This is a genomic window from Streptomyces sp. NPDC007162 (assembly GCF_040634175.1).
Taxonomy (GTDB): Bacteria; Actinomycetota; Actinomycetes; order Streptomycetales; family Streptomycetaceae; genus Streptomyces.
Genome location: NZ_JBEYFC010000450.1, coordinates 1 through 7,346 on the forward strand (window position 1 = coordinate 1; position 7,346 = coordinate 7,346).

The window sequence follows — 7,346 nt, forward strand, 5'->3', positions numbered from 1 at the left end:
CTCGTCCGACAGCGTCAACTCGGCCTTCGGCCGCCCCGTCCGTGCCATGGAGCAAGCCTATACATCTGAACAGAATTCCTGACTCAGAAGACTAGTTGTGCTGTAGCCACGAAGGTTCACCGGGCTGGGGCGTACTGATGGCTCCGTACACCAGTACAGTCGGCGTACTGAAGGAGCAGTGGAGCCCGGTGCGTGGAAGAGACAGCAACGCTGGCGGCGACGGTCGGCGGGACGTGGCCATCAGATGGCTACAGGTCGTGCTCTTCGGAGTCGTTGTCCTGCTGGTCGGATTCCGTATCTGGGAGCGACACCACGGCCATGGTTCGAGCTCGATCGTGTTCGGGCTGATGGCCGCATCGGCACTGTCCATCGGCGTACTGGAACGCTATCCGGCAAACGCCGCCAAACGGTCTCGGTGACTCACCTTCCAGCCGGCTCAGGCCGCCTCTGACAGGGGCCGACCGCCCCAGCGGATGCCCTTCTCACTGCGGATGCGGGCGCGTTCACGTCGTTCGGCGGCCAGGACGTCGCGGTGGCGGGCGTTGGCGTTGCGCCAGCGCAGGTAGGTGTGCAAGGCCCGGGTCCGCACAGGGTGGTTGGGGTGGTGGGAGTCGGCGAGGGTGAACTGCCGCAGCGGTCCGAAGTGAGCCTCGACCGGGTTCGCCCACGACGCGTAGGTCGGCGTGAAGCACAACTCGACCTTGGCCTTCTTCGCCCAGCGGCGGATGTCGGCGCCCTTGTGGGCGTACAGGTTGTTCAGGATCACGTAGATCGGCGCACCGTCCGGGACGCCCCTGTTCGGCCCAGCCGGAGCCCGCGGTGGGACGGATGCCGAGCGGGCCGAACTCGTCGAAGGCGAAAACCCGGTCCGGGAAGCGGTCCAGCACGTGCTCGATCCGGTCGAGTGTGGTCTCGCGTTCCGGATCGGGGGATTCCTTCCAGGTCTTCGTGTGCTGGAAGGTGATGCCGTGGCGGGCGAGCAGGCAGCGTGATGCCTCGCGGCCGATGCGGATGACCCGGCCGTGGACTTTGCGCAGGTAGGCGACCAGCTTGCGCAGTGACCAGCGGGTGAAGGGCCGGCCGAGCTTGACCGGTCGGGTGGTGGCCGTCGCCACGACGAAGTCCTCGTCGTCAGGGGTGAGCAGGCGGGGACGGCCTCCCGCCCACTTAGGGTCCAGGCAGGCCAGGCCGATCTCGTTGAAGCGGTGGATCACGTCCCGGACGGTGCCCCTCGTCGGCCTGCACCAACTGGGCGATCACCGGGACCCGGCTCCCGCCGGCCGAGGCCAGCGGCATCATCGCGCGCCGATATCGCACCGAACTCGTGCTGCCCCGGCGCACGATCGCCTGCATTCGCTGCCCCCTCCTGGTCGGCCAGTCTGCGCACACGGACAGGCTCGGCCACCGCGCCTCCAGCGGTCGGATCGGACGTCACCGCACATCCAACCGCCACAACTGCCAACCCGGCGAACCCGGCGAACCCGGCGAACCTTCGCGGCCACAGCACTAGCGAGTGACCGGGAGCCCCGCCGCCTTCCAGGCCTGGAAGCCGCCGATCAGGTCCGTCGCGCGGTGCAGGCCCAGTTGGTGGAGGGAGGCGGCGGCCAGGCTGGAGGCGTAGCCCTCGTTGCAGATCACGACGATCCGCAGGTCGTGGCCGGTGGCCTCGGGGGTCTTGTGGCTGCCCTGGGGGTCCAGGCGCCACTCCAGTTCGTTGCGCTCGATGACGAGGGCACCCGGGATCAGCCCGTCGCGCTCTCGCAGCGCCGCGTACCGGATGTCGACGAGCAGGGCCTCGCCGGCCCGGGCCGCGTCGTGCGCCTCCTGCGCCTCGACGCGCCGGTAGCCGGCCCGTACCCGCTCCAGCAACTCGTCTATTCCGGTCGGTCGTTGCTCCGGGCCGCTCACTGCCAGTCCTCCGGGCGCTCGACCTGCTCCAGCCGCAGCACCTGGCCGCTGCGGCTGTAGCGGCGGATCCGGGGCAGCGGCGGGTAGTAGGCGTGGACGGAGATCGCGTGGTGCTCGGTGGATTCGTTGAGCACCTCGTGGACGTGGTCGCGCCCGAACGAGCGGCCCTTTCCGGCCGGCAGCCGGCGCTCGCGGTCGACGCCCTCGGAGAGCTCCAGGGTCCGCCAGCCGTCGGTGGGCAGCCGGGTGGCGAGCGAGTGCTCCTTCAGCTCACCGGCAGCCGTGAGGAAGGCGCCGACCGACTCGGCGTGGTCGTGCCAGCCGGTGCCGGTGCCGGGCGGCCAGCCGATCAGCCAGGCCTCGCTGCCGCCGGGGCCGTCGAGCCGGATCCAGGTGCGGCCCTCGGGGTCCAGCGGGAGCGAGGCGATCAGTTCGGTGTCGGCGGCCGTACGCCGGACGAAGTCGAGGAGGTCCGCCTGGGTGGGCGCGTCGAGGGGCGCGGCGGCGGAAGGGGAAACGGAGGAGGAGAGGGAGGCAGACACGTGCACCGTTCCTGATGAGAGTTCGCAGAACAGGGCGCAGACGGCGCCCGGAGAGAAAGGGAGATGCGAAGTCAGCAGGACGGAAGACACACGCAGCCCGCATAGCGGACCAGGTCCACATGGACCTTCCGCCACAGGCGCACCGTCGTGTCGTTCACGATGCGGAGTACACCATGCCGGTGCGGGCCGGTCAACTCACCGTCACATCGTGGACCGCAGGGTGATCGCGGTCACCGCGCGGTGGAACCGGCCCGGGCCTCGGCCTCCGTCTCCGTCCCCTCCGCCCCCGTCCTCTCCGTCTCCGTCCGCTCCTTGTCCTTGCCGCCCAGGGTCGCCTCGGCGGCCGAGTACAGATCGGCAGGCCGGACCCCGCCCAGGGCGGTGACCAGGTGGCCGTCGGGGCGCACGAGCAGCACGGTGTGCGCCGGAGCGCCCGGGTAGGCCTCGGCGACCAGCAGCTCGGCCGGGTGGGGCAGCGCGGTCACGGCCGCCGCGAGCCTGGGCATGATCCCGGCGGAGACCCAGTGCTTGCGGTCCCACACGCCTGTACCGGGTGCGATGAGGACCACCAGCAGCGCACCGCGGCCCAGCCGTGAGCGCAGGGGTACGAAGGTCCCGTCCTCCGCCGTGACCCGGACATCGGTGACCGGGGCGCCCGGCGGGGTGCCGACCGGGATCTCGTGCTCCAGCTGCCGGGGCGCGAGCGGCGAGTCGGCGTACGCCCCCGGCGCACCGAGCGCGCCGTGTCCCAGGTGACCGTCGGTGAGGAGCGCGTCCTGCCCCCGGGACGCGCCCGGCACGAACCCGCGCAACCCGCCGCCGCCGCGCAGCACCGGCAGGACCTGGTCGGCGGCGCGCAGCCGGGCCGCGACCGCCGTGCGGCGTTCGGTCTGGTAGCTGTCCAGCAGCGCCTCGTGCGGGCCGTGGTGCCAGGCCGGGGCCAGCTTCCAGGCGAGGTTGTCGACGTCCCGCAGTCCCTCGTCCAGCCCGTGGGTGCCGAGCGCGCCGAGCAGGTGTGCCGCGTCCCCGGCGACGAACACCCGGCCCACCCGCCACCGGCGGGCGAGCCGGTGGTGCACGGTGTGGACCCCGGTGTCCAGCAGGTCGTACGGCGGTGTGGTGCCGCCCGTCCAGCCCGCGAGGGTCTCGCGGATCCGGTTGACGAGGAGCTCGGGCGTCACCAGGTCCTTGCCGGGCGGCAGCAGCCAGTCCAGGCGCCAGACGCCGTCCGGGAGGGGGCGGGCGGTCACCTCCCCGGCCGAGGGCCCGGACATCCGCCACGGCGGTGTCCGATGGAGCAACGCCTGACCCGGCCACGGAAGTTCCGCGCGCAGCGCGGCGACCGCGTGCCGCTCCACCGCAGTGCGGCCGGGGAAGCGGATGTCCAGGAGCTTGCGCACGGTCGACCGCGGGCCGTCGCAGCCCACCAGGTAGCTGCCGCGCCACCAGGTGCCCCTGGGGCCCCGGGTGTGCGCGGTGACGCCGGAGCGTTCCTGCTCGACGCCGTCGAGGCGGCTGTCGGTGGCGACCTTGACCAGCGGTTCGTCGGCGATCGCGGTGCGCAGGGCGTTCGTCAGCACGTGCTGGGCGATGTGCAGTGGTGACGGCTCGGTGGCGTCGTCGAAGAGCACCTCGCGCATCACCTGCCGGCGGCGCATCGACCGCCAGCCGGTCCAGCGGGCGCCCAGCTCGTCCAGCGGGGCCCCGCTCAGCCGTGTCACCAGGGCGGCGGTGTCCTCGGGCAGCACCACGGTGCGCGCCGGCCGGGACTCGTCCTTGCCCGGGCCCTCGTCCAGGACGACGGACGGCACCTCCTGACGGGCCAGGGCCAGGGCGAGCGTGAGCCCGACGGGCCCCGCTCCGACGATGATCACCGGGTCCACGGCGCGGCGCCCCCTGCCCGTACGCAAGTCCCGACGGACATGGATGAACAGATTGTTGGAGCAGGGTGCACGATCACAGAACGTATGCAACAGACTGGGCGCCAGCGGGTCAAGCGGCGCACCCGGGGACACGTCAGCATGGCGGGCGCGCGGACCCCGTCGGCGGGCCGCGAACGGCCGGGGCGGCGATCGTACGACCGCCGCCGTCGGGTGTGTCACACAGGTTGACCGGGCGTCAGGCGGACGCTCCGGAGCCGAAGCCGCCGCCCACCTCGGCCGCGTTCAGGTCCTCGACGTCCTCGGCGCCCAGGACCGCGCCGGTGCTGCGCTTGCTGCGCCGCAGCCGGGCCTCGAGCCAGGACGCGAACGTGGTGAGCGCGAGGTTCAGCAGGATGAAGATGACCGCGACGACCACGAAACTGGGGATGACGTTGGCGTAGTTCGCGGCCAGCGTGCCGCGCGCCGTGAGCAGCTCCGTGAACTGGAGCATCACACCGCCCAGCGCGGTGTCCTTCACGATCACCACGAGCTGGCTGACGATGGCAGGCAGCATCACGGTGACCGCCTGCGGCAGCAGGATGCCGGTCATCGTCTGCCCCTTGCGCAGTCCGATCGCGTACGCCGCCTCGGTCTGCCCCTTCGGCAGGGCCAGGACGCCCGCCCGTACGACCTCGGCGAGCACCGAGGCGTTGTAGAGCACCAGGCCGGTGACGACCGCGTACAGCGGCCTCTCGTCACTGCCGACGTCGGTGGAGCGGACGAAGAACTCGTTGGCGAACAGCATCAGCAGCAAGACCGGGATCGAGCGGAAGAACTCCACGACCCAGCTCGCCGGGATCCGCACCCACGCGTGGTCGGACATCCGGGCTATGCCGAAGACCGCGCCCAGCGGCAGGGCGATCACCATGGCGAGCGCCGCCGCCTTGAGGGTGTTGCCGAGGCCCGGCAGCAGGTACGTGGTCCACGCCTCGGAGGTGGTGAACGGCTGCCACAGCGCCCACTTCAGCTGGCCCTTGTCGTCCAGCTTCTGCCAGACCCACCACACCAGCAGGGCGAGGAGCAGGAAAAAGACCACGGAGAGCAGCGCGTTGCGCCGCTTGGCGCGGGGCCCGGGGGTGTCGTACAGGACCGAGCTCATCGTTTCACCGCCAGGCGCTTGGCGAGCCAGCCGAGGAACAGGCCGGTCGGGAGGGTCAGGACCACGAAACCGAAGGCGAAGACCGCGCCGATGGCCACCGTCTGGGCCTCGTTCTCGATCATCGTCTTCATCAGGGCGGCGGCCTCGGCGACGCTGATCGCCGCGGCCACCGTGGTGTTCTTGGTGAGCGCGATCAGGACGTTGGCCAGCGGGCCGATCACCGCGCGGAAGGCCTGCGGCAGCACGATGATCCGCAGGGTCTGGAAGAAGTTCAGCCCGATCGCGCGGGCCGCCTCGGCCTGTCCCACGGGCACGGTGTTGATGCCGGAGCGGAGCGCCTCGCAGACGAAGGCCGCGGTGTAGGCGGTCAGACCGAGCACCGCGAGGCGGAAGCCCTGGGCTTTGAAGTCCTGGGTGCCCAGCGTGACGCCGAAGATGTCGGCGAGGCCGAGCGAGGTGAAGATGATGATGACCGTCAGGGGGATGTTCCGGACGATGTTGACGTAGGCGGTGCCGAACCCGCGCATCAGCGGGACCGGGCTGACCCGCATCCCGGCCAGCAGAGTGCCCCAGACCAGGGAGCCGACGGCGGAGAGGACGGTCAGTTTCACCGTCGTCCAGAACGCCCCTAGGACGTCGTAGCCTTGAAGAAAGTCGAATGCGGGGTGCCGCCCTTCGGCGTCGTACGCGAGGTGTTACTTGCGCATGACCTCGGGCTCGTGGCGGCGCAGGAAGCGGGCCACCAGGAAGCCGCAGAGCACACCGAGGACGATCAGCACGGCCATGTCCATGCTCCAGGCGCCCGCCGTGTGCGCCCACAGCGGGTCCTTGCTGGTCGGGTCGTCGGTGTTGGGCGCGATGTTGTTGAAGTCCAGCGTGGCGCCGGCGGCGCCCACCGCCCAGCGGGACGGCATCAGGAACGAGAGCTGGTTGGCGCCGACCGCGCCGTTCAGGGTGAACAGGCAGCCGGTGAAGACGACCTGGATGATCGCGAACATCACCAGCAGCGGCATGGTCTTCTCGGACGTCTTCACCAGCGAGGAGATGACCAGGCCGAACATCATCGAGGTGAAGCCGAGCCCCATGATCGGGATGCACAGCTCGAACAGGACGGAGTGGCCGAGGACCACGCCCTCGTCGGGGATCGTGCGGCTGGAGAAGCCGATCAGGCCGACCATCAGGCCCTGCAGCACGGTGATCACCCCGAGCACGACCACCTTGGACATCAGGTACGCCGACCGGGACAGGCCGACCGCGCGCTCCCGCTCGTAGATGACCCGTTCCTTGATCAGCTCACGCACGGAGTTCGCGGCGCCCGCGAAACAGGCGCCGACCGCGAGGATCAGCAGGACGGTGGTCGCCGTGCCGTTGGGCACGGGGATGCCGGTCTTGTGGTTGACCGGGTTCACCAGCAGGGTCTTGTCGCTGTCGATGAGCAGGCTGACCGCGCCGAGCACCGCGGGCAGGATCACCGTCAGCGCCAGGAAGCCCTTGTCGGAGGCGATGACCGCCGTGTACCGCCGTACCAGGGTCAGCAGCTGTGAACCCCAGCTCTGCGGCTTCTTCGGCTTCATCACCTGCATCGGCGGCATCTGTACGGCCTGCGGGGCGCTGGCGTCGATGTCCGCGGCGTACATCTGGTAGTGCTGGGAGCCCTTCCAGCGTCCCGCCCAGTCGTAGTCGCGGTAGTTCTCGAAGGCGGAGAAGACGTCGGCCCAGGTGTCGTAGCCGAAGAAGTTCAGCGCCTCCTCGGGCGGCCCGAAGTAGGCGACCGAGCCGCCCGGCGCCATCACCAGCAGCTTGTCGCACAGCGCCAGTTCGGCCACCGAGTGGGTGACGACGAGGACCGTGCGGCCGTCGTCGGCGAGACCGCAC

6 protein-coding genes and 2 pseudogenes are annotated in these 7,346 nt (G+C 70.6%); all 8 read right to left on the bottom strand.

The features are described from left to right. Positions 1–436: 436 nt before the first annotated feature. A pseudogene (locus tag ABZ646_RS35605) lies at positions 437–1,405 on the bottom strand (helix-turn-helix domain-containing protein). A gap of 101 nt (positions 1,406–1,506) precedes the next feature. Then, positions 1,507–1,908, bottom strand: a complete 402-nt coding sequence (locus tag ABZ646_RS35610) for a rhodanese-like domain-containing protein (RefSeq protein ID WP_360528457.1) — start codon at positions 1,906–1,908, stop codon at positions 1,507–1,509. Then, on the bottom strand, positions 1,905–2,456 hold the full coding sequence (locus ABZ646_RS35615; protein ID WP_360528460.1) for a cysteine dioxygenase: 552 nt from the start codon (positions 2,454–2,456) through the stop codon (positions 1,905–1,907). The genes ABZ646_RS35610 and ABZ646_RS35615 overlap by 4 nt, the downstream gene beginning before the upstream one ends. 65 nt (positions 2,457–2,521) lie before the next feature. Next, the gene (locus ABZ646_RS35620) at positions 2,522–2,608 is read right to left on the bottom strand and encodes a putative leader peptide (protein WP_350779852.1); all 87 of its coding nucleotides are present in this window, start codon (positions 2,606–2,608) and stop codon (positions 2,522–2,524) included. A gap of 72 nt (positions 2,609–2,680) precedes the next feature. Further along, positions 2,681–4,333, bottom strand: a complete 1,653-nt coding sequence (locus ABZ646_RS35625) for an FAD-dependent monooxygenase (protein ID WP_360528463.1) — start codon at positions 4,331–4,333, stop codon at positions 2,681–2,683. 235 nt (positions 4,334–4,568) lie between these two features. Further along, positions 4,569–5,471, bottom strand: coding sequence for an amino acid ABC transporter permease (locus ABZ646_RS35630; RefSeq protein WP_360528466.1), 903 nt, complete (start codon positions 5,469–5,471; stop codon positions 4,569–4,571). Continuing rightward, positions 5,468–6,130 (bottom strand): annotated as a pseudogene (locus ABZ646_RS35635) (amino acid ABC transporter permease); the annotation flags it as partial. The gene ABZ646_RS35630 and the pseudogene ABZ646_RS35635, both read right to left, overlap by 4 nt. Positions 6,131–6,166: 36 nt before the next feature. Further along, positions 6,167–7,346, bottom strand: a 1,180-nt coding sequence (locus tag ABZ646_RS35640) for an ABC transporter permease (protein WP_360528469.1), incomplete at its 5' end; no start/stop codon positions are given.